This is a genomic window from Sporosarcina oncorhynchi (assembly GCF_033304615.1).
Taxonomy (GTDB): Bacteria; Bacillota; Bacilli; order Bacillales_A; family Planococcaceae; genus Sporosarcina; species Sporosarcina oncorhynchi.
Genome location: NZ_CP129118.1, coordinates 3074874 through 3097829, shown reverse-complemented (window position 1 = coordinate 3097829; position 22956 = coordinate 3074874). Strand labels below are relative to the sequence as shown.

Here is a 22956-nt window from a genome sequence, read left to right as displayed (position 1 = left end):
AATGACATACAAAGTAGATTTGAATTGCGATATGGGCGAGAGCTTTGGGGCATACACAATAGGGAATGATGAAGAAATACTGAAGACAATTACGTCCGCAAATATCGCATGCGGTTTCCATGCAGGAGATCCGACAACAATGCGAAAGACCGTTCGCATGGCTCTCGAAAAAAATGTCGCGATCGGTGCACACCCAGGACTGCAAGACTTAAGCGGATTCGGACGTCGTGAAATGGCGATATCTACTGAGGAGACATTTGATCTCGTTATGTACCAAATTGGTGCATTATCAGCTTTTGTCCGGGCAGAAGGTGGACGATTGCAACATGTGAAGCCCCATGGTGCGCTCTATAATATGGCGGCGAAAAGTAGGGAACTCGCTGAATCGATTGCGGAAGCCGTGTACAAAGTCAACCCGGAATTGATGCTCTTCGGTCTCGCGGGCAGTGAACTTGTGAAAGCGGGAGAACGTATGGGGTTAAAAGTTGCGAATGAAGTGTTTGCGGATCGAACGTACCAATCCGATGGAACATTGACACCACGCAGAGAGCCGAATGCATTGATAACCAATCATGAAGCTGCGATCCATCAAATCGTTAGAATGGTGAAGGAAGGGAACGTCACCGCGACAGATGGGACGGTTGTCGCGATCAAAGCGGACACAATCTGTATTCATGGGGATGGTAAGACAGCGCTGGAATTTGCGAAAGTGATACCTGTAGCTTTGCGGAGTGAAGGAATTGAAGTGCAGCGGATTGGGAAGTGTGTATCGCCCTATAATTTGAAAGAGTAAAGAATTATTTTAGTTGCTTTACTTCAGATGTTCTTGAATTCACCTGATTTGTGGAAAAATTAGTCTGGACTATATACGTAATTAATGGAATAATTGAACTGAAAAAATATTGAACGACAACCTGAAATTTATTAATTCTTTACGGACTTTACTAATCAATATATGGTGCCGCTTGAATTTAACTATACGCTATTCAAAATGCCTGAAATTGCATATGGCATATACATAAGTTCGTTATGGGGGCGGAATGAGTGAATAAAGTTATCGGCTTTGTTAGTAAAGGGATTGTCAAAAGTAAATACATGATTTTTATTCCGGTTGCTATAGCTGTCTTAGTCTCGATGCTGCTACTCATTAATGCTACTCGACCCGACACCACGCAGGAGGAATTACAAGAGAGTATTGATGACAGGGTAGCTACGATCAATGATTTAATAGGGAAAATTTTAAATAAAAAGAGACAAGTTGGGCTTCCCGAGGATCAGCAAAATGCTTTAGATAGCTTGCTTTTACAGGAAGAGTATCTGAAGTTAATTTCACAAAATATAGCGGAAGATAATTTAAACATTGCTGGTAATCTTCTTGCGTACATCGACGAGTACAAAGACTATAAAAAGTATAATATTATTGAATACTACAACTACGATATTTTAGAAATCGAACGAAAAAAAGCCGAGGCACTATTCAAACATCAACTTTCTTTCACTGAACAAAAAAATCCCTATAAAACCGCATTGTTTTCCAAGCAACTATTTCAATTCTTATTCAATCCTATAACCGCATTTCTCTTTTTCCTTATATTTAGCTACAAATATAGAGCTGATGAGGAAAATGGCACATTCGACTTCTTTAAAGTGAATTCGCTATCGAATCCCGCTGTCTATTATGGGTACCTAGTGTCTATTTATATGTATTTGCTCGTCTATATTTTTATCGCAACTACATTATCCATGTTGCCACCAATTCTAACAGGAAATCTCAAAACGATTTATTATCCTATAGAAGTAATCGTAGGGGCAGAGACGTTGATGGTGCCTGTATGGAAATGGCTTATCTTCCTTCCGCTTGGGTGGGGGATATTTGTTTCTTTGCTTCTTTTAATGGCAGCTGTTTTCTTTAAACAAAAGCTTCCTGTTGGTATTCTGATGGCGGTTTTACTTATACCCCTTGCGATCGCATATATTATTTCAAATCAATTCGGCTTTCATATGATGAATCCTATCCACTTAATTACAGCATTTGAAGCATCACTGCTAACGACAAATAAGTTTGTCTTCTATTTAGCCGGAATGACGATAGTACTCATTAGCTGTTTAGGTTTGGCTTATCCGTTATTTAATTCGGAAAAACTAGTCTGGAGGGCTCCAACCACTTCAACTGTAGGGAAACAATATCATCCTCGCCGATTCGGAAAGCTTCTGCAATTTGAACACTTAAAAAAGAAACGAAAAAAGCATGTGATGATTACAGCACTTCTAGTACTGGGGATTCTCTGTGGCACGTCTGTTTTCTTAAATCAGCAGAACCAAACGCTGAATGAAAAAACATTGAAAGCAATTGAAGAACTGCAAAACTTCTATATGAAATCACAAATATCTTGGAAGTTGTTGGAGGATGAAGTTTCAACTGGAGTTGAGTCTGCTTCTCATAATGATACAGAAGATGCAACAGCAGAAGAACAGGAAGAGAATCCTTATTCAGTTTACGTTGAAGAAACGGTACAAGCACTTGAAACTTTGGAAGCCTTGAAAAAGAAAGCAGAATCACCTAATTTCCCAGACCTTTTAAATGAGGTCTTGGAGAAATTATCTACAAATACTTCCTATAAAGAGATGGATCGATCGCTTTGGAGTGTTTCTGTTATGGCAACAGAAGAGCAACGAAACATTCTACTTGAGAAGGGAATTAAACCGTGGTCACTTGGCGATAGTTGGGTTTCTAAATTTGATGATCCGCGTATGGCGGTTAGTGTCGAACACGCTCAAGTGCTAAAAAACACACAAGAACGAAATACGAAGTATGGAAATACCGGATTTTTTACTATATATAAAATCTTCGATTGGAATATTGCATGGCCTGTTTTGGGTGTCTTTGTGCTCCTTTTATGGACTAGTATGTCGACAGAGCAAGAACCGCAGTCGTCTATTCGTTTCTTGATAACTAAACCACTTCGTTATCGAGCGATTTATAGTAGCAAATGGGTGTACAATCTGATTGTTGCCTATGGATTACTTCTAATATGTGGAGTTCTTGCATTCGTTTTCAGCTCACTCATTGGCGGCATTGGTGAACCTGATTACCCGATTGTGGCATATGCAAATTCGGAATACGATAGCGCTTTTTCATTGACCCTTCCGTCAGATGGTGAAATGGCAGAAGATATCGAAAGCGATGGAATGTTTTATGCCTACATGAATGACGCCTACTTTTTCTTTGAAAGTCTAGGTTCCATGATCTTGAAAGCTTTGCTGCTCGTTGGGGCACAACTGTTTTTCTTAAATGGCGTTTTCAGTTTTGTTGGCAGATGGATGAAGAATCAGTACATGACAATCATTGCAGTCATTATTGTAACGATTATGGGGTACTTAATTGCAAACCAATTTCCCGAAATGCCATTTAGCTATTTGAATCCATTCTTATATTTGGATACATGGAATGTCGTTGATGGTTGGAAGTCGATTGTCACAAGTTCAAACTATGTAAACGTCATGAACGGTTCTCTTGTTTTGCTAGCCAGTGGATTCATACTATTCCTCGCGGGCCTTATACAAGTGAGAAAGAAGGTGTCGTAATGTCGGTATTGACAGTCAATCAACTAACGAAGAAATACGGGAAACGTAAAGTGCTGCAAGGAATTTCATTTGAAATCCCAAAAGGGGAAGTAATTGGTCTCGTTGGCCCAAACGGTGCTGGAAAGTCTACGCTTATGCGTTCCATGCTAGCTTTGGAAGAGGTGGAACAAGGTTCTGTAACGGTGCAGGGCGTTTCAAATCAAAATCCCGACTTTTTTAAATATGTTTCTTTCTTACCGAGCGACAATTACTTATATATGCAACTGACAGGACATGACCATTTAGCATTTATAGCGAATATTTATGGACTTGAGCAACAGGATATTGATGAAGTGGTCGATAAGATAGGAATCCGTTCTTATGTGAACCAACCCGTCAAATCATATTCCTATGGTATGCGGCAACATTTGTTGACGGCTCTTTGCATCCTGACAAAGCCACTTGTCATTTTAATGGATGAACCGTTTAATGGCTTGGATCCAACGAGTACAATTGAATTGAAGCAATTGATTCGTACATTAAGTGCGGAGGGGATCAGCATACTTGTCTCAACCCACAATCTAGATATATTGGAAGACCTGACTAAAACGATTTGGTTTATTAAAGAAGGAAAACTATTCAAGGCAACTATTGAGCTGGATGGCAACATGCCGTATGAGATTGAAGTAATACTTCCAGAAGGATGTACATTGAATCAAATCATGTCGAACAGCACATTGCCTTTCAACGAAACCGAAAATGGTTTACTGACAGCGTCTACACACGCGGTAGAGATGTATTTGGAGTGGTTACTAAAGAAAGGCTCGAAGATCGTACGTGTCCAACAAAGCGATGCTAATCTGGAAAAGATCTATATGGACTTTTACGGCTTGAATGCCGAGACATCAAAGAAAGAGTTTGAAGAATAGACAGCGATAATCCAACTTTGCCAAGCAATGATTTTAGATGTTGACAATAAATTTAAATAAAAGAATCATTTCGGTTGCAATTTCAATAAATAGGTGTTATTCTAAGTAAGAGTTATTTTTGTTCTTTCAGATTAAGAATTTTTTTGATCTTCATCTAAGGTATTTGAGCAAGGATAGTAACATTGTGTGGATAGACACACTAGGAGGAAACAAACATGGAACAAGGTACAGTAAAATGGTTTAACGCAGAAAAAGGTTTTGGCTTCATCGAACGTCAAGAAGGGGAAGACGTATTCGTACACTTCTCAGCAATCCAGAGCGATGGCTTCAAATCTTTAGACGAAGGTCAAAGCGTAACTTTTGACATTGAGCAAGGACAACGTGGCCTACAAGCTACAAACGTTCAAAAAGCTTAATTGTCAACTAAAAAAGACCCTACTTGTAGGGTCTTTTTTGTATGTACAATTATATCAAACAGAAAATAAGACCACCTATTCGCAAGTGAATAGGCGGTCTTATTTTTGTGAAAAGGAATTTATTCTCCTAACTCCACATTATGATGAACTTGCTGGACGTCTTCGAGATCATCTAACGCGACAATCATCTTTTCAAATTGTGCTTGTGCGTCAGCATCCAATTCGATTTCGTTCTGTGCAAGCATCGTCAATTCAGCAACGGAAAATTCCGTTATACCTGCACTTGCCAATGCTTCTTGCACAGCGTGGAATTGATCAGGTTCTGCATAAACAATCACTGTCTCATCTTCTTCAAGAATATCACGAACCTCAATCTCTTCTTCCATCATGAGCTCCAACACTTCATCAGCGGTTTTTCCTGAAAAGCCGAATACAGCCGTAGCGTCAAACATGTAAGCAACGGAACCACTCACACCCATGTTTCCACCGTTTTTACCGAATGCTGCACGAACTTCAGAAGCGGTACGATTAACATTGTTTGTCAATGCATCGACGATAACCATCGAACCGTTCGGACCAAATCCTTCGTACCGTAGCTCGTCATAGTTCTCTTCGCCGCCGCCTTTTGCCTTTTCAATCGCACGGTCAATGATGGCTCTTGGTACGTTGTACGTTTTCGCGCGTTCAATTACCATTCGTAATGCCTGATTCAATTCAGGATCAGGGTCACCTTGTTTTGCCACTACATATAATTCACGACCGAATTTTGCGTATATCGCACTTGTATTCGCATCCTTCGAAGCCTTTTTCTCTTTAATATTATTCCATTTACGACCCATTTCCACTCACTCGCTTTCGCTCTGTGCATTGATTTCATCGAGTTATTATACACCCATTGCATGAACGCTGACAAGTCGATAATCCTGAAAATGGAATTAGAAAGTGCTATTTATCCTGATTAAATTAATAATAGTGCATCCAAATCCAAAATCTTAATATCTCGCTGACCAATTTGTCGGATCCATCCCGACTCTTCGAATTCCGCAAGTTTCCGGCTGATTGTTTCAGGAGAAGTTCCAATATGCGATGCCAAGTCTTTTCGTGTCATTGGCAATTTGATATCGTCTGAATTTCCTTCTTCCGATAGATCAGCTAAGTACATGGCGATTCTCGTTTCCGTTGTTTCAAGCGCGATTCGTGCAGTCTGTTTTTCTGAATCTGCTAAACGGTTCGCAAATTCGCCCATCACTTTCAATCCGATTGCCGGATATTTCAATAAAAAGGACTGGAAATCTACCCGGTTCATAACGCATAGCTCTGTTGACTGCATCGTTTCAGCATAAGCATCATGCACAGACTCATTGAACAACGAAAGTTCCCCTGTGAAATCACCAGGTTCCAAAATACGCACCAATTGTTCTTTCCCATTTTCGGATAAACGATAAATTTTTACCCGTCCTTTATGGACAATATACAAACCATCAGACGGGTCACCTGCACGGTAAATTGTATGACCTCGTGCATGGCTTGCAGAATGTGTTTGCTTAACGATTTCATTCATCTCAGAAATCGTTAAATGGTTGAAGATTGGAACGATTGAGATGCAAAGTTTCTGCATCTCCTTATTCTCATCGCCATGTCCGCAGTGTTCTGTAGTCATCTTCCTCACTCCTATTGCGCTTGTAGATCGAATTTGATCTTGCGTTGATTGAACGACTTTCTCTTAGTATAGCGGATTAACCGGATAGCGTTCAAAATAACGAGTAAGACGCTTAGCTCATGGATGAGCATGCCAGAGGCGAGAAACACTTTACCGAGCAGCACGCCTGTCAATAATAATGCGACTGTGCCGACAGCGAAAAATGTGTTTTGTTTCATATTACGCACTGTTGCTTTCGCTAATGAGTAGGCATGTGAGAATTGATCGAGTCGATCTGCCATCAGAACGATATCAGCTGTTTCCATCGAAATATCCGTACCGCCTTCACCCATCGCTAAGCCGATATCTGCAGTGGCAATTGCGGGTGCATCATTAATGCCGTCGCCTGCCATTGCGACACGGTGTCCTGCAGCTTTTAGTTGTTTAATCATCGCAACTTTCTCTTCCGGTAAGAGTTCCGCATAGACTTGATCTAACCCTAATTGTGCGCCGACAAGTTCAGCGGTGTGCCGGTTGTCGCCTGTCAGCATAATGATCTGTCTGACGCCACTTGCCCGAAGTTCTCGAAGAGCTTTTTTTGCTTCCGGACGAATCTGATCAGCGATTGACAGAATGCCTGAGATTTTGCCGTTGATGCTTGCGAAGATAGCTGTATTTCCCTCTTTTTCACGCGCAGTTGCGTACGCTTCCATTTCTGAGTCAATCAGGATATCCTTCGCGTCCATCAATTTTCGATTGCCAACTGTTAGGACTTTTCCATCGATTGTCGCCTGAATTCCATTCCCTTTAATGACTTCTACGTTTTGAGGTTCGCTGAGTAATTGCAACCCTTGCTTTTTCGCTTCTTTAACAATTGTTTGCCCAAGATGGTGTTCGGAAATCGTTTCAGCTTCTGCGACAAGGCGAAGGAGGTCAGTTCGTTCGATTTCGATTGAATGAATGTCTGTCACTTCCGGCTTCCCGCGTGTTAACGTTCCGGTTTTATCAAAAACGACTGTATCGATTTTAGCAAGTTTCTCCATGATGTCCCCGCCTTTAATAAGGACACCGTTTCGGGCACCATTTCCGATGCCTGCGACGATGGAGACGGGTGCTGAGATGACAAGTGCTCCGGGACATGCGATGACGAGGAACGTGAGTGTCATTTCAATATTTCTTGTGAAGATATATACAAGTACTGATAGAACGACAATTGAAGGGGTGTAAATATTGGCAAAACGGTCGAGAAACTTTTCGGTTTTCGATTGTGATTCCTGCGCATCCTCGACTAGTTCGATAATGCGGGCAAATGTCGTATCGTCGCCGACACGCTCTGCGATTACTTCGATAAAACCATGATCGACGATTGTTCCACTAAAGACCCGGTCGTCTATCATTTTTGAAGCAGGTACAGATTCTCCAGTAATAGCTGCTTCGTTCAAGCTTGCTTTACCTGTCACGATCCGTCCGTCTATCGCGACTTTCTCGCCTGAACGAATTACGACACGATCACCTTCGATGACATCATCGACGGAGATGGTCTGTGTTTCGCCATCCCGGATGACAGTCGCTTCAAGTGGTGCCATATCGATCAGTTTTCTTAATGAAGAGCGAGTCTTTTCGAGTGTCCGTGCTTCCAAGTACGCACCAAATAAAAACAGGAATGTGACCGCCGCGGATTCAACATATTCACCGATGAACAGTGCACCGACAACAGCGATGGTTACGAGTAATTCGATGCTGAATGCTTTCATCTTTAATGCTTTGAAAGCCTTGCTGGCAATGGGTATGCCAGCAAGTATAGTCGCTGCAATCAGCATGGTTTGCCGTCCTTCATGGAATCCATACAAATGGAATCCGATGGCCACTGCTAGTAATAAACCAGTAATGGCCGTAATTTGGGATGTCCTTTTTGCATTCATCTACTTCACTTCCTTTACGAGACTTTTTGTGAAACGATTGGATAGCCAAGTCCTGAAACAGTGTTAGCAATTTCTTCAACACTGACTTTGTTTTCGTCAAACTCGGCGCGCACTTTACCGGAGTTAAACAAAACTTTTGCTTCAGATATGCCGTCCAGTCTCTTCAATGCACCTTCAATCTTCTTAATGCATGATGGGCAAGTTAATGGTTCCAAGTTCAATACGAGTTTTTTCAATTTCCTCTACCTCCATGTAATTGTTTTCTTCTTCTTGACTACATCATAAGATAGATTTCAGAATGAAACCTTGACCCCCATCAAGTTTTCCCTTTTTATCGGAGTGAAAGTGCTTTATACTATAGATGAAAGAAGAACTAGAACGAGTTGAAGACCCTGTACTTAGCGTTATGGGGGAATTAAAGGCTGCCTTAATTTCTGCAAAAAACGCAGAATGAAAATCTTCTGCCTTTATCTCTGCAAAGAACGCAGAGGGAAAATCTTCTGCCTTAATCTCTGCAAAGAACGCAGAGATACGGCAAAGCGAATTCTTCGTAATTCGCTTGGCAAAGCGGATTTTTCGTAATTCACTTGGCAAATCGGACTCTGCGTGGTCTGATTCACTACATTTTCGAATAGAGAGGAAACGTGGGCATGGAACTTGTGTATAAAGGAAAGACGAAAGACGTTTATAAATTGGAAGATGGCAATGTATTATTGAAATTTAAAGATGATGTAACGGGTGAGAACGGAGTGTTTGATCCGGGTGCGAACACAGTAGGACTGACAATTAAAGGTGCAGGTCAATCGGGCTTGCGCATGACTTCATTCTTCTTTGAGAAGTTGGCGGAGAAGAAGATTCCGACACATTTCATCGCATCGGATATCGACGAATCGTCTATGACTGTGAAGACCGCAACTGTTTTTGGCAAGGGACTTGAAGTCATCTGCCGTTTCCGTGCAGTCGGCAGCTTCCTGCGTCGATACGGAGCTTATTGTGAAAAAGGACAACCTCTTGATGCGTTTGTTGAAGTGACGATCAAAGATGATGACCGAAATGATCCACCAATTTCAAAAGACGCACTTGCTCAACTCGGCATTCTGACGAATGAAGAATATGTCGTTCTAGAAAAGTTGACGAAAGAAATTTCATTAGTCGTAAAAGACGAACTTGCTGCTAAAGGTCTTGAATTATACGATATCAAGCTTGAGTTCGGACGTGACAGCGAAGGAAACGTCATGCTGATTGATGAAATTTCAGGCGGTAATATGCGTGTTTATAAAGAAGGGCAATATATTTCACCAATGGATCTAGAGAAACTAATCCTAGGGTAATCAAATGAAACCCCGTTGTTCATTCCGAGAAAAAGGAATGGATAGCGGGGTTTTTGTATGAGTTTCTCGCTCGTAATTTCTTACTGCTGGAGTGGAGAATATTCCCATACATAATTCCTAGCCGTATGGGCAAACTTGGCAAGAGTGAAATTGGAGGAGGAATCGTTCATGAAGAAAAAGCTAATCATCCTGATGGCAATAAGTGTCGTGCTTGTCATTGCAGGTTGCGGCAAGAAAGATAAGAAAATGCCTGTCAGTGGAGAACAGGTGAAAGCGATTGTGGCACCGCTCATCGATACGAAAGGGGAACCGATTGGAGAAGTGTCGCTTGTACAGGAACCGGAAGGGGTTAGTATCCATGTGGAAGCGCAAGATTTGGCGCCAGGTGTGCATGGCATCCATATCCATGAAACAGGTACGTGTTCTCCACCCGATTTTAAATCTGCAGGGGGACATTTTAACCCGACCGGAAAAGAACACGGCTTTGACAATCCAAAAGGCTTTCATCTCGGAGATTTACCGAATATCGAAGTAGATGAATACGGCAAGTTGTCCATGAAGCTGACGACGTCTGAAGTCACGTTGAAACCGGGCCTTGAAAACTCCATCGTGAAAGAAGGCGGAACAGCAATCGTCATTCATGAAAAGGCGGATGATTACAAAACGGATCCTGCTGGAGATTCTGGGAATCGAGTCGCATGTGCGGCAATCGGAAAATGAATAGAAAAAACGGCCTGCGCCAAAATTAAGCGCGAGCCGTTTTTTTTATTGCAAAAAGAAGTTTTCCGTATAATAAGGCTGGAATTCCTCGTTGAACGCGACACCAATGCCAAGATGACTATAATCTTCAATTAAAATATTGTCTCGATGGCCTTTCGAATTCATCAGTCCTTCATGCGCAAAAATGCTGCTGGACTGGCCATACGCTAAATTCTCGCCAGCTCTGCGATACTTAATGGAATCTACTTTCATCCGGTCAAATGGCGACTGCCCTTTCAAGTTATCATGGCTGAAATAATTATTAATGGCCATATCTACACTATGTTTTCGAGCGGTTTCAGAAATCGCATCATTCCAACGCAAAATCGAGCGTCCATGCCGAACACGGGCGGCGTTCGTCAAATCGAACAGTTGCTGTTCAAATCCGTTGCGCAAAGACGCATCTCCTGCTGCGTACATTCCGGATTTCTGGTGTTCAAGTGCATGCGTGACAATCTGAATGGCCGTCACTGTAGTGCCTTCATGTATATCATAAAAGACATACGTATAGCTGTCGCCTGTCTTAAAGAGATCCATCCCTTCATTATCCTGAAGGATGTAAATGCCGAACCCTTTGCGTATCTCTTTCAGAGGAGTGCCGTATGCGTTTCGGACTTCTTCCTTCGTGCTGCCGTAGTGAATTCCTGCTTTTGAAGTAATAAGGTCATCATTTGTATACAGTGCATTCACTTCCCGTTTTTCATCAAACGAGACCATGATGAAGTTTTGGTAATCTTCATGATAAGTGACCCACTCTGTCCCGTAATCATTCAAGGTGCGGTTTTTTGATTCGCCAAGTTCCGCTTTCACTTCGGCTTCGGTTGCGCCAAGTTCAATATTATGAATGGAAATAGCGGAGTGATCGGGTTTCATCAAGTCCGGTTTGTCGACTTTGTCAGGCAGAATCCGTTCCACTCCTGACGACTTCGATGTGATGAAGACAGTGACGTCATTAACCGTATCTCGAATGGAACTCATTGCGGATGTAACGGATTCTTTATTCAGGATGGAATTTATTTTTTCGTCTACTGGATTCAGGAAGGAGAGGTCGACGTACTTTGAAACAGGCTCTTCCCATAAAGGTTTTGCGATATAGACACCAACTATGAGAATGATAAATAGAAAAATACGTTTCAAACGATCATCTCCTTTCTACTATTGTACCCGGAGAAGTGGCGATAGATACAGTGTAAACTATCGATAGTTTAAGTGCGTACGAAAAGACGGTATACTAGAAGAACAATAAGGGATCGGGGTTATGTTATGAAGCTATCTAAGAAGATGCAAAACGTGAAAGTGATGGAAAGGAATGCGGGGCTCTTCAGCTGTCCAATCTGTTCGGCATCGATGCAGATGGCAGATCAGGCGAGTCTTGTATGTGAGAACGGGCACTCATTCGACTTAGCGAAGAGTGGCTACGTCAATTTGGCACCGCAAGCCCATATGACGAAGTATGATAAGTCACTATTTGAAGCACGTACGGCTGTAATGAGTAGTGGCTTTTTTGCGCCAGTGATTCAAAAACTTTTTCATTTAATAAAGCAACAAATTGTAGATGTGGACAACCCCGTTGTACTGGATGCAGGTTGCGGGGAAGGCACGCATTTATCCACGATTCATGCACAATTGGAATCCCGAATTGTCGGTATCGGCATCGACCTCGCGAAGGAAGGAATTGTGGCTGCGTCAAAAAACTATCCAGGTTTCGTCTGGAGCGTGGCGGATCTTGCAGCGATGCCGTTTCGAGATGAACAGATCGATGTCATCCTGAACGTATTGTCACCAGCCAATTTTGCGGAGTTCACTAGACTTCTGAAACCAGGTGGTACTGTATTGAAAGTCGTCCCGGAAAGTGGCTATTTAAAAGAGTTGCGGGAAGTGTTCTATGAAGGCAAGCCGCAAAAAGAAGAGTCAGACCCGGTCGGCCGGTTTGCGGAACACTTTGATGACGTTCAATCGGAGCGAGTGACGTATACATTTGAATTGCCCGAAGGACTTCTCGTTCCACTTATCCATATGACTCCACTAACGTGGGGTGCGAGTGAAGAGAAGATTGAGGAAGCGTTGCGCATAGGGATTCGGGAGATAACGATTGACTTGCGTGTCATTTGGGGTATTAGACGGTAGGTTTATAGGGATAACATGGGCGAGTGGTGATAACTTGTCTGCAAGCGGTGATAAAGTGCGAGTAAGCGGTGATAACAGGTCGAGAAGCGGTGATAAAGTCCGCACAAGCGGTGGATAGCACGACGTAGAGCGCGCAACGAAACGTAGCTGCGTCGTATCGAAACGTAACGGCTTCGCAACGAAACGTAGAACGCGCAACGAAACGTAGCTGTCGCGTATCGAAAAGTAGCTGCGTCGTAACGAAACGTAACGGCTTCGTAACGAAACGTAGAACGCGCAACGAAACATAGCCGTCGCGTATCGAAAAGTAGCCGCGTTGTATCGAAACGTTATAGGGAGAGAAGCGGCTATACCCGAATTTTTCGCTATGCTTTATTCGGAAAAAGGGGGTTCGTTGCATGTTCAGTGGAATTAGTTCGGTTCCAAATTGGTTTTATCTGTTGGCGTTTATTGTCGTCATCGTGCTTGTCATTATTATTGAATGGAAAACGAGATAGGGGGAGAATGCATTGACGAAAGTGAAAGATAAGCGCCAGAAGCCGAAGCTATCGGCGGATCTTCAGCTGATTCGGCCGGGGGATATTTGGAGTAGGGAAGGGTTTATTGAACAAGTGCGTATTGAAGGTGGAGTAATGCCGGATGCGGAAGATGAACGGCTAGTTTTCGATAATTGCTTGTTTAAGGATGTGTCGTTTGCATCGGGTAATTGGCGCGGGATGGAGTTCGTCGATTGCCGATTTGAGCGCTGTGATTTCTCTAATGTTCATTTGGAGAAAGCGATGCTGCATCGATGTGAAATTGTTAACTCTAAATTGACGGGAGCCGATCTGTCCAATTCTACTATCGGACATATGCTTATTGACGATTGTGATGTGCGTTATTCGAATTTCAATTTCGCGAGCATGAAGGAAGTAGAATTTGCGAACTCGAGTATTGAAGATAGTGACTTCTACGAATGTACCTTCAAGCCGGTTCGTTTCAAAAAATGCAAACTGCATAATGCGAACTTCTCGGAAACAGATCTGAACGGCGTTGATCTGTCGGATAATACATATGACCGTATCGAAGTTTCGCTAAGCAAAATTGTAGGGTGTGTCGTTTCTAATGAACAAGCCATCGGATTTGCGCGTATGCTTGGTTTAACGGTGAATGAAGAATGATGGTATACTAAACACACAATTGATATAGAAAGAGTGGCAAAATTATGCTTACATTTGAGCAAAAACAACAAATCATCGAAACGATTCCTGGACTGACACGCAAAGAAGTTTCAATGAAGCGGGTTAACTACCATTTTGAAGACAGCTTATATGAAAAGACGGTCGTCGTTCAGCATCTTCATCCAAATGGAAATGGGTTTGTATATGTTGAAGGCATTGAAGGATACGAACCCGATGATCGTGGACTTGTCAATATCCGAGAAGCATCTGAAGAAGAATTGAAAAAGACGATTCTAGATGCAATCCGTTACTTGTCGACAGATGACGAAGAAGATGAAACAGAAGCTGAAATCCGCGAAGAATTATGGGCGAACGAGGATGGCCATAACTTGAAGTTAGTCGAAGAAGACCAATTCTTTAACATCTATCACGGTCCTAACTTGGAGGAAAGCTTTGGTGATTATAGTGAAGCAATCACTTATTTGAAAGAAGAGAACTTCAAACTTGTCAAAAACGGGGGTGAAGCCGAGTGAATGGAAGAACGCTTGTTATCGGGCTCGTCCTATTCGTTATTGCTATTTCAGCAGCCATTTATTTCACGATGATGGCCGAATTTGATAAGGACTCACCTGATGAAACGACAACCGTTATTGTAGATTAATGAAAAAGCGCCTGACGTAATGGATATTTCCATTGAGTCAGGCGCTTTTATTTAGTTAGTTTTACTTATTTATCTGCTTTATATGTGCCCTTCCCAAAAGGCAGCCACCAATTCCACTTGCCGAACAATTTCATCAAACTCGGTACAAGCAACAACCGGATAATGGTTGCATCAATGGCAACTGCAATCGCTATACCAACACCGATTTGTTTGACGGGCATGACGTCCGTAAATGCGAAAGCTCCAGTGAGCACAATCATGATTAACGCGGCGGACGTAATGATTTTACTCGTCGTTGCAAGCCCTTCGACGGTCGCGTAATCATTATCGAATGTCTTCGCGTATTCTTCCTGCATACGTGAAATGAGGAACACTTCATAGTCCATACTCAAGCCGAATACTAGACTGAAAACGATAACTGGAATAATTAAAGCGATTGTTCCTGGATGCAATCCGAAATGGCCGTATTGGAAAATGTACACGAGAATCCCAAATGTCGCTGACAATCCAACGATATTCATGACAATAGCTTTGAAAGGAATCAAGATTGATCGGAACGCAATCATGAGAATGATAAACGTTGAAATTAAAATAACCAATAATACATACACAATATTATCGAAGATTTCATCAAAAATTTCCTGGTTGAACTTTGGTTCCCCACCGACAAGCAAGTTCCAATCAGCATTTGCCGACCAATCACGTGACCATTGTTGAGCTTCGTCTGTCGAACCTTTCGCATTAAGAGTCACAGGAATCAACAATTGATTGTCCTTCACAAATGCATCGAGTAGCGGTTCAAGTTGCGCCTGCATGTCGGGCACTTGCATTGCCTGCTCCCACTCTTCAGCGGAAGATACGCCACTTGCCGTGAAAATTGTCGTCACATCATCGACTAACGAATCAGCGACCAAATCTTCCTGCAACGCTTGTAAATCTCGCAAACCATCTCCGTCTGACCAACCCCCTGGACGATTCGCAACAATATATACACTCGATTGGTCGCCCAATCCAAAAGTGTCATCCATAAGCTCATAAGAAGCTCGTGAATCATATGAAAGCGGCAATGAATCGATTTGCGGAATCGTCAAATCCATATTTTTCACAGGAATGACAGCGATTCCAAGGAGAATAAAAGCACCGATTGTAATGAGTATAGGTCGCTTAATGACGGCATTTGCGAATTTTCTCCATTTGTCCGAACCTGTCTCCTTCACTTTGATGATTCGTCCTTTATTCAGACGGTCACCGAGTGCTATTAAAATTGCTGGGAGCAACGTGACTGAACTGAGTACAGCCATGGCAACAACAATCATGCCACCGAGTGCGATATTTTGGAAAATCTCGACTTGGATAAGGAACATTGCCCCAAGACCGATGAATACACAAAAAGCAGAGAAAATAACCGATCGGCCGGCTGTCTGAATAGTTGTTGCTGCGGCCTCCAACACATCACTTTTTAACCGCTCTTCCCGATATCTGCTGATGAACAGCAATGAGAAGTCGATACTCAGTGCGAGTCCTAGCATCGGAACGATATTCAATACGAAAATCGCCAGATCCATCTGTCCCCCGATAAGAGATAAAATACCGAATGTCGTCGCAATTGTCGTCACACCAACGATCAAGGGTACCATCGACGCCATGATTGTACCGAAAGCGAATAGCAAGACAATGATCGCAATGGGTAAACCAATCGCTTCCGCTTTCATCAAATCACGCTGACTAGCTGCGTTAATGTCTTTTGTGAAAGCGGATTGCCCAGTTAAGACGATTCCATTCTCGTCTCCGATTTTCTCGCGGATATCTGTTACCACAGCCGACATGTCACGCTCCACATTGTCGAAATGCAACATTGCGTAGGATACTTCTTCCGTATACTGCTCCGTGTTATCAAGAGGGGATACGATTTCCGAAGTTAAATTTAGCTTTTCAACTTTATCCAACGTGGTGGAGATTTTGTCATCCTTCACATTGTCGAATACGATAAACATTGTTTCAGCAGGTAGATCGAATGTCTCTGATGCAATCTTCATCACTTTTTCGTGTTCTGCATCCATCCGGAATCCATCACCTTCTAGCTGTCCCGGTAACCGGATAGCTAAAATGGCCATCACGATAAACAGGGCGGCCCAGGCAAAGATAATGGATTTATAATAATTTGTAACAAACCGCGCCAATGTACGCATATCATCGTCCTCCCAGAAGTTTCATCTATTCTCTTATCATAGCTGAATTGTAGAAGAATGTCTTACTTCATGGAGAACGGTTTTGTACGCGGGAGGGAGGATATGATCAAGAGCTGGAAGTTCGCGTTTTCCCTAAAAAAGATAGAAAAAAACCACTTCTCGAAAGAAGTGGTTTTGAAAGGTTAATTTAAATTAGTTTTTTTCAACGTTAGTAGCTTGAAGTCCACGTTGACCTTGTTCGATTTCGAAAGTCACGTCTTGGCCTTCTTCAAGTGTTTTAAATCCGTCGCCTTGGATTGCGGAGAAGTGTACGAATACGTCGTCGCCATCTTCACGTTCGATGAAGCCATAACCTTTTTCTGCGTTAAACCATTTTACTTTACCTTGTTCCATGTTTATTTCCTCCTAGTGTGGATGTGTTCCACACAATGTTACTATCCTTGCTCAAGTCTTGAAGCGGTCTAGCATTAAATCGAGACCATCATGCATGTCGAACAAAAATAATTCTCCTTTATCATAACAGAAGTAATATTACAATGCAAGAAAAAGGATTTCAATTAGAGGAATAAGTTCAACAATTGATAAACAATGGCGGCGAAAGCAGCTGAAATCGGCATCGTAATAATCCATGTCAGAACAATCTTTTTAGCGACACCCCATTTGACGCCTTTTACACGTTGTGCTGAACCAACACCCATGATAGCGGACGAAATGACATGTGTTGTACTGACTGGAAGGTGGATTAGTGTTGCACCGAAGATAATCATCGCTGAACTTAAATCGGCGGCAGCTCCATTGACAGGGCGGATTTTCATGATTTTACCACCGACGGTTTTGATAATCTTATAACCACCGATCGAAGTTCCGAGTCCCATTGCCGTTGCTGCAGCAATACGCACCCATAGTTGGATGTCGTCGCCGGTCTGTAACTCGGCGGCGATCAACGCCATCGTAATAATCCCCATCGCTTTTTGAGCGTCATTCGTACCGTGTGTGAATGATTGCAGGGCAGCGGTACCGATTTGCAAGATGCGAATGCGTTTATTCGCTTTGAATAGATTACGATTCTTGAGGAGAACTTTAAACAGCGACATCATGAGAAATCCTCCGGCAATCGCGATGAATGGCGAAATGAGGAGGGCTTGCATGATTTTGATGAATCCGCTGTAGTTCAAAATTCCGAATCCGGCGGCAGAAATGGCAGCGCCTGCAATTGAACCGATTAGCGCATGTGACGAACTGGACGGAATCCCAAAATACCAAGTGATTAAGTTCCAAGCGATTGCGGAAATAAGTGCTGCCAGGATGAGAAGAGATCCGTTTTCCAAAGCGAAAGGGTCAACGATGTCTTTTTAGATGTACGAAGTACTTCATCGCAAATCCGTTCATACTCTTTGATTAGGACGGCATGTTCACGCATCTGCACAAGTTTTTTTCTTGCCAGTAGTTGCATGGCTTTGACGATTTCGTCCGTGCTTTTTCTGATGTTCTCCATGAACTTCTGGATATATTCATCGATGTCTGTAAGGGAGAACATTTCAAGATTGGCCGCAAAATGCTCAATCCCGTCAAGGATATCATCCATTTTGATCGCGAGTTGCAAAATATCTTCTCGTTCAATCGGCGTCATGAATGACGTGTTTAGCTTTGTGATGAGCTCGTGAATCATATCGTCGCCGTCTGTTTCATATTTTTTAAGACGAATGCTTACTTCTTTTAAATCAGCTACAGACGTCACTTTATAGTCATCTGCATAATGCACGGCTGCTTGTACGTGTTCTGCAATCGCCAAAAGAGCTGTGAAAAATGGATCGGTTTTTCGTGGACTAAACATCTTTGGACCTCCATCCGTTTCCGGGAATTTTCAGTAGTCCTATCATAGCAAATATTTGTCGGAATAAGTATAGTTTTAAGGATTCTTGTGCGTGAAATTTAATGTGTTGATGAAGGAGGATTAAAAACAAATTTCAGTCATTTATTTTGAAGTTTTTGAAACTTACTGCAAACTCAACCGTATATATAGTAGAATTCATGTAAGGGAGGTAGTGTCAAAATTTCTATGAAACTCAAATTCGCGACTCGCACTACAGTAAGTCGTCGGCCATGTACCGCAATCGCTCTTGACAAACAGTCGAAAAAGGTTGCGTAGTGTGCACCAAGGGCGAAGGGGGACAAAAAGAAGACATGACAAATAGCCCTTGACTTTAACCAATTTTAACCTTTTTCTCCGTTCGGTTTGTCAAGAGTTCGCTTCGCCGATTGCTCGATTCACGATGTTCCCAAAAGCTCAGCTAAACAAAAAGTCAGCTGGCATTCTCGGTCAGCCACTGTTGCGATAGTTCAATCAGTTTCGTCCATCGAGCGGGCATGTGAGGCATTTCCTTCAATTCTGGGACAATCACAGGTACCCGGCCTTCCAAGGATGAATGAGGACGGAGAAAGTTGAAGTACGCGACAAACAGCGTCACGTGAGAAACCGATCCATCTTCGGAACCAAAGCCATGGGTGGCGCGGTAGTTCCCTTTAAATGTCCGGTTCAAACGCTCGATGATTTGCTTCAATGGACGATATTCAGTTGACACAGGGTCTTCGTTTGTCAGCCCGATTACACGTGTCACATCAAAATGGATATCGTGTTGCGCAAAGAATTGTTGGGCCAACAGGTAGATAGGGTTTCCGTCCACCACGATGTTCAAGTTCTCTGGAATGGTCTTCATCTTCCTGAACATATCATCCAGGGCGCGAATCGCTGAAAGGTGTCCGATTCGGTGAAGTCCGATAGGACAGGATGACCTTCTTAGCGGCATCGAAAAAGAAGAAGATGTAATGCCAGCGCCCGTTTACACGGATGTAGGTTTCATCCCCACAGAACTGATCAGACAACTCGTACGGAAATTATCCACAAAAGGCTTCACCGTCAACGCAACACTGTTCATGTAGTTCAGCACACTTTGATGAGAAATATGCACGTTATGAACGTCTCTCATCAGCGCTGCGGTCTTCCGTGCGGAGATGCCATAGTTTACGTGGTACGTAAGAATGAGCCCGAGTGTTGTGTGAAGACACATAGATCCTGGAGAGATCCACCTTAGGTTGAACCGGGGACGCATCTGCCATCGGTTTGAAATCGAATTGAAACTGACGGTAAATATACCGAACTTTGAAGGCCTGGGGATCTTCCTTGAATCGTTTCTTTTCTGCTTGTGTCATTTGGGCGCAACTTCTTTTGGTAATAGGAACAGTCATTGTTCTTACATTTGAAAACGTCGAAGTCCTTTCGTTCTTTTACTTTTTCAAGTGTTTTTAAGCAGTGGGGACATTTGAGGATGGCTTCCTTCAGATACCGGCTTTGTTTATTAAAGAGGCATCCGCAGACTTTACATTGGAATTGCCCTTTGTCTCCGTTGTTCGCATACAGGTAGCTGGATGGAGCACTACACCGCGGACAGCACAGCTTTTCAGGAACGCTCGATTTGGCATTCTTTCGTCGCTGGACGGGTTTTAGAGACTTCCCATGGGCTTTAAAATAATCATCCAATAAGTCCTGAAAGGACAGCTTCTCGAGTTTCTCCAGAACGGGAAGCTCATCAATCTGAAGTTTTCGATAAGGCTTGTCTACAGGCTCATCGGCCGCACACTCCCGACGGCCTTTCCAAGCACTACCGTAAGTAACGTAATAATAATTGTGTGCTGGTACTTGATATATTGAAGTAAATAAGCTAATAATTGAGGGTACAACTTGTCACTTCCTATTCTGGATGTTGGGTGTCTGGTAACCTCAATTATCCGTAGAATTTAGGAGGGTGGCAAGTTTTTTTTATTGAAACCCATAATCTATAAGGATTTATTAGCTTTTTACTATAGAAGTTTTGACAATAACGTAAGGGAAGGAGAGGTGAGAAGATGGAATTGTTCGGAATGCCGGTCCTCAATGTTTATTTGACGGTGTTGGTCATCTCAGGTCTGGCGACGGTTCTGTATTTGTTTTTCAGTGATATTGCGGAAGGGATTGGGGAAGCAAGTCCGATACTCGATCCAGCGGTCATCTTAGCTTTCATCACATTTACTTCAGCTGTCGGGTACATCATGGAGTTGACGACTGATTTAAGTCATACACTGATCATTATCTTAGCCATCGTCATTGCGGTCGGATTGGACTTCCTTCTTTATTTCTTCGTACTCCTTCCATTGAAGTCTGCGGAAGTGTCGCTCGCGTATACGGACGAATCGCTTGCAGGGCAAGTAGGTAAAGTGATTGTTCCAATACCGGCAGACGGATTTGGCGAAATCGTTATCTCCACGGTGAACGGGATCATATCGAAAAGAGCAGCAGGTTACGAAAACCAAGAGATCGTTTACGTTTCGAAGTATAAGACAGTTGGTCCCGATGAAGCACTTATTGTAACAGGCAGTTATTTAGGAAGTAAAAACGTACATACGGATGACTCGGGCAATCGCGTCAAAATCATCCGTGGTGGTGGTACATTCGTATTCCCAGTATTCCAACAAGCACAGCCATTGAGCTTGCTTTCAAGTAAATTGGAAGTGACAACACCGGAAGTCTATACAGAACAGGGCGTTCCAGTTATGGCCGACGGAACTGCAATCATTAAGATTGGAGGATCAATTCCTGAAATCGCGACAGCAGCGGAGCAGTTTTTAGGTAAATCGAAAGCCGACCGCGAAAATGAAGCGAAAGAAGTACTGGAAGGCCATCTGCGCTCCATCCTTGGTTCCATGACAGTGGAAGAGATTTATAAGAACCGTGATAAGTTCTCTCAGGAAGTGCAACGTGTCGCTTCGCAGGATCTTGCAAAAATGGGATTGATTATCGTTTCATTCACGATTAAAGATGTCCGTGATAAGAACGGTTACTTGGACTCACTAGGTAAACCACGTATCGCGCAAGTGAAACGAGATGCAGACATTGCGACTGCGGAAGCAGAAAAAGAAACACGCATCAAGAACGCCGAAGCATCGAAGGAAGCACAGAAGGCTGAAATCGAGCGTGCGACTGAAATCGCGGAAGCAGAAAAAGAGAATCAGTTGAAAGTGGCGGATTACCGTCGCGAGCAAGACGTTGCAAAAGCGCGCGCGGACCAGGCGTATGAATTAGAATCTGCCCGTGCGAAACAGGAAGTCACGGAGCAAGAGATGCAAGTTAAAATTATCGAGCGTCAAAAGCAAATTGAATTGGAAGAGAAAGAGATTCTGCGCCGTGAGAAGCAGTATGATTCCGAAGTTAAGAAGAAAGCCGATGCTGACCGGTACGCAATCGAGCAAAATGCAGCTGCTGACAAGTCCCGTCAAATGGCTGAAGCGGAAGCAGAGAAATACCGTATCGAAGCACGTGCTGCTGCTGAGGCTGAGAAAATCCGTCTTGACGGTACGGCGAGAGCTGATTCACAACGTGCGCAAGGTGAATCAGAAGCTGATGTTATCCGTTTGAAAGGTCTTGCAGAAGCTGAAGCAAAACGTAAAATTGCAGAAGCATTCGAATATTACGGCCAGGCAGCTGTCCTTGATATGATCGTTCGCATGATTCCTGAATATGCGAAGGAAATCGCAAGCCCACTGTCCAACATCGACAAAATTACAGTTGTTGACACAGGTAGCGGTGAAGGCGGCGGAGCCAATAAAGTGACTTCGTATGCAACAAACTTGATGTCCACTTTGCAGGAAACGTTGAAAGCATCTTCTGGCATTGACGTGAAAGAAATGATGGAAAGCTTTGTCGGCAAAAACAACTTCGGCCAAAGTTTCGACAACCAGTCAGAAGCACCTCGCGCACAAAAACCGACTGCGATTGAATCGAAGCAGGAAGAAGACGAAGAGTAAATAACTGAATTTCACACCCGGTCCATTTTGGCGGCCGGGTGTTTTTGTCTTTTCGTATGGGTGTATGAGGCAATAGGGAAGTGGATGTATAGTAGAACCTTAATTTGTCAAAGACCATTAGGCGCGAGAGGGTATAGTATGGCTAAATACTGCCTACCGCGCCCGAGTAATTGAATCCGCTCAACCTCCCGGGAGAACCGCTCAAGTTAGCTTGTAATCCGCTCAACCTCCTACAAGAACCGCTCAAGTTAGCGTGCAATCCGCTCAACCTCCTACGAGAACCGCTCAAGTTGTCTTGGAAACCGCTCAACTTCCTATAAGAACCGCTCAAGTTAGCTTGTAATCCGCTCAACCTCCTACAAGATCCGCTCAAGTTGTCTTGGAAACCGCTCAACCTCCTACAAGAACCGCTCAAGTTAGC

At 43.1% G+C, this 22956-nt stretch carries 19 protein-coding genes and 2 pseudogenes; 11 read left to right on the top strand and 10 right to left on the bottom strand.

What is annotated here, in order from left to right:
- The first annotated feature begins 1 nt into the window (after position 1).
- The 4 genes from QWT69_RS15215 (at position 2) to QWT69_RS15200 (ending at position 4909) form a co-directional block, all read left to right on the top strand.
- Positions 2 to 793 carry a LamB/YcsF family protein gene (locus QWT69_RS15215; protein WP_317967061.1) on the top strand — a complete coding sequence of 264 codons (792 nt, stop codon included), beginning with the start codon at positions 2 to 4 and terminating at the stop codon, positions 791 to 793.
- Between the two features lie 251 nt (positions 794 to 1044).
- Positions 1045 to 3585, top strand: coding sequence for a hypothetical protein (locus QWT69_RS15210; RefSeq protein ID WP_317967059.1), 2541 nt, complete (start codon positions 1045 to 1047; stop codon positions 3583 to 3585).
- A complete protein-coding gene (locus QWT69_RS15205; protein WP_317967057.1) occupies positions 3585 to 4493 on the top strand; it encodes an ABC transporter ATP-binding protein in 909 nt (302 codons plus the stop codon). The genes QWT69_RS15210 and QWT69_RS15205 overlap by 1 nt, the downstream gene beginning before the upstream one ends.
- A gap of 215 nt (positions 4494 to 4708) precedes the next feature.
- Positions 4709 to 4909: a cold-shock protein gene (locus tag QWT69_RS15200; protein ID WP_317967055.1), complete on the top strand. Its 201-nt coding sequence runs from the start codon at positions 4709 to 4711 to the stop codon at positions 4907 to 4909.
- Positions 4910 to 5028: 119 nt separating this feature from the next.
- Here QWT69_RS15200 and QWT69_RS15195 read toward each other — a convergent pair whose 3' ends face one another.
- The 4 genes from QWT69_RS15195 to QWT69_RS15180 form a co-directional block, all read right to left on the bottom strand.
- Entirely contained in the window at positions 5029 to 5748 is a 720-nt protein-coding gene (locus QWT69_RS15195) for a YebC/PmpR family DNA-binding transcriptional regulator (protein WP_317967053.1), read from the bottom strand.
- Between the two features lie 119 nt (positions 5749 to 5867).
- Positions 5868 to 6569, bottom strand: a complete 702-nt coding sequence (locus QWT69_RS15190) for a Crp/Fnr family transcriptional regulator (protein WP_317967051.1) — start codon at positions 6567 to 6569, stop codon at positions 5868 to 5870.
- An 11-nt stretch (positions 6570 to 6580) separates the two neighbouring features.
- Complete coding sequence (locus QWT69_RS15185; RefSeq protein WP_317967049.1) at positions 6581 to 8470, bottom strand: heavy metal translocating P-type ATPase; 1890 nt, start codon at positions 8468 to 8470, stop codon at positions 6581 to 6583.
- A gap of 14 nt (positions 8471 to 8484) precedes the next feature.
- Positions 8485 to 8706 (bottom strand): heavy-metal-associated domain-containing protein, encoded by a 222-nt coding sequence (locus QWT69_RS15180; protein ID WP_317967047.1) that lies wholly within the window; start codon positions 8704 to 8706, stop codon positions 8485 to 8487.
- Between the two features lie 414 nt (positions 8707 to 9120).
- On the opposite strand from QWT69_RS15180, the gene QWT69_RS15175 reads away from it, so the two are divergent.
- Together QWT69_RS15175 and QWT69_RS15170 are read left to right on the top strand one after the other, a co-directional pair.
- Positions 9121 to 9801: a phosphoribosylaminoimidazolesuccinocarboxamide synthase gene (locus tag QWT69_RS15175; protein WP_317967045.1), complete on the top strand. Its 681-nt coding sequence runs from the start codon at positions 9121 to 9123 to the stop codon at positions 9799 to 9801.
- Positions 9802 to 9969: 168 nt separating this feature from the next.
- A complete protein-coding gene (locus QWT69_RS15170) occupies positions 9970 to 10521 on the top strand; it encodes a superoxide dismutase family protein (protein WP_317967043.1) in 552 nt (183 codons plus the stop codon).
- Between the two features lie 45 nt (positions 10522 to 10566).
- Here QWT69_RS15170 and QWT69_RS15165 read toward each other — a convergent pair whose 3' ends face one another.
- Positions 10567 to 11697, bottom strand: a complete 1131-nt coding sequence (locus tag QWT69_RS15165) for a CAP domain-containing protein (RefSeq protein ID WP_317967041.1) — start codon at positions 11695 to 11697, stop codon at positions 10567 to 10569.
- A 126-nt stretch (positions 11698 to 11823) separates the two neighbouring features.
- On the opposite strand from QWT69_RS15165, the gene QWT69_RS15160 reads away from it, so the two are divergent.
- From QWT69_RS15160 to QWT69_RS15145, 4 genes are all read left to right on the top strand, one after another.
- Complete coding sequence (locus tag QWT69_RS15160) at positions 11824 to 12687, top strand: putative RNA methyltransferase (protein ID WP_317967039.1); 864 nt, start codon at positions 11824 to 11826, stop codon at positions 12685 to 12687.
- Between the two features lie 518 nt (positions 12688 to 13205).
- Positions 13206 to 13847, top strand: coding sequence for a pentapeptide repeat-containing protein (locus QWT69_RS15155; RefSeq protein WP_317971127.1), 642 nt, complete (start codon positions 13206 to 13208; stop codon positions 13845 to 13847).
- Positions 13848 to 13891: 44 nt separating this feature from the next.
- Positions 13892 to 14380 carry a hypothetical protein gene (locus QWT69_RS15150; protein ID WP_317967037.1) on the top strand — a complete coding sequence of 163 codons (489 nt, stop codon included), beginning with the start codon at positions 13892 to 13894 and terminating at the stop codon, positions 14378 to 14380.
- Positions 14377 to 14508, top strand: coding sequence for a hypothetical protein (locus QWT69_RS15145; RefSeq protein WP_317967035.1), 132 nt, complete (start codon positions 14377 to 14379; stop codon positions 14506 to 14508). Before QWT69_RS15150 ends, QWT69_RS15145 begins: the two co-directional genes overlap by 4 nt.
- Before the next feature lie 65 nt (positions 14509 to 14573).
- Here the strand turns inward: QWT69_RS15145 and QWT69_RS15140 are convergent, their stop codons facing one another.
- From QWT69_RS15140 to QWT69_RS15120, 5 genes and pseudogenes are all read right to left on the bottom strand, one after another.
- Complete coding sequence (locus tag QWT69_RS15140) at positions 14574 to 16697, bottom strand: MMPL family transporter (RefSeq protein WP_317967033.1); 2124 nt, start codon at positions 16695 to 16697, stop codon at positions 14574 to 14576.
- A 192-nt stretch (positions 16698 to 16889) separates the two neighbouring features.
- Complete coding sequence (locus QWT69_RS15135) at positions 16890 to 17090, bottom strand: cold-shock protein (protein ID WP_060205704.1); 201 nt, start codon at positions 17088 to 17090, stop codon at positions 16890 to 16892.
- A 164-nt stretch (positions 17091 to 17254) separates the two neighbouring features.
- Positions 17255 to 18049, bottom strand: a pseudogene (locus QWT69_RS15130) (inorganic phosphate transporter); the annotation flags it as partial.
- Positions 17965 to 18531, bottom strand: coding sequence for a DUF47 domain-containing protein (locus QWT69_RS15125; protein WP_317967030.1), 567 nt, complete (start codon positions 18529 to 18531; stop codon positions 17965 to 17967). The pseudogene QWT69_RS15130 and the gene QWT69_RS15125, both read right to left, overlap by 85 nt.
- 469 nt (positions 18532 to 19000) lie before the next feature.
- Positions 19001 to 20435 (bottom strand): annotated as a pseudogene (locus QWT69_RS15120) (IS6 family transposase).
- A gap of 165 nt (positions 20436 to 20600) precedes the next feature.
- On the opposite strand from QWT69_RS15120, the gene floT reads away from it, so the two are divergent.
- The gene (gene floT / locus QWT69_RS15115; RefSeq protein WP_317967028.1) at positions 20601 to 22535 is read left to right on the top strand and encodes a flotillin lipid rafts scaffold protein FloT; all 1935 of its coding nucleotides are present in this window, start codon (positions 20601 to 20603) and stop codon (positions 22533 to 22535) included.
- Positions 22536 to 22956: the final 421 nt, after the last annotated feature.